Source organism: Pseudomonas sp. EA_65y_Pfl1_P113 (assembly GCF_963970525.1).
GTDB lineage: Bacteria > Pseudomonadota > Gammaproteobacteria > Pseudomonadales > Pseudomonadaceae > Aquipseudomonas > Aquipseudomonas tritici.
On the sequence record NZ_CAXAQM010000328.1, the window covers coordinates 1 to 538 of the forward strand.

At 64.3% G+C, this 538-nt stretch carries 1 protein-coding gene; it reads right to left on the bottom strand.

All coding sequences use genetic code 11. The features are described 5' to 3' along the window. Nucleotides 1-521: glycoside hydrolase family 3 N-terminal domain-containing protein (locus AACY52_RS29875; protein WP_339561314.1), on the bottom strand; the 521-nt coding region annotated here is incomplete at its 3' end. Between the last annotated feature and the right edge of the window lie 17 nt (nt 522-538).

Consider the following 538-nt stretch of genomic DNA (forward strand, 5'->3'; position numbering starts at 1 on the left):
AGCAGCCAGCTATTCTCGCAGGCGTAAACGCTATCGACGCGGTTGTACGAGCACATGATCGAGCCCGGATCGGCGCGTTCGATCGCCAATTGGAACGCCAGCAGATCGGACACGCGCGCCGCGCTGTGATCGAGCACCGAATTGCCGGCGTTACGATCGGTCTCCTGGTCGTTGAGCGCGTAATGCTTGATCGTCGAGACGATCTTGTTCGACTGCACACCCGCAATATGCGCGCCTGCCATCGTCCCGGCGAGCAGCGGATCCTCGCCGAGATATTCGAAGTTGCGCCCGTTCCACGGGTCGCGCGTCAAGTTGACGCCCCCGGCGAGTAATACAGTGAAGCGCTTGGCACGCGCCTCGGCACCGATCATCGCGCCGCCCGCGCGTGCGATTGCGGGGTCGAAGGTCGCGGCGGTAGCAAGGCTGGAGGGAAGCGCGGTCGCGACGTCGCCCTTGCGCTGCTCGACCTGATTGGCGACGCCGAGCGAGGCGTCGCTCTCGCGAATCAAGGGAACGCCCAAATGCGGGATTCCGTCGA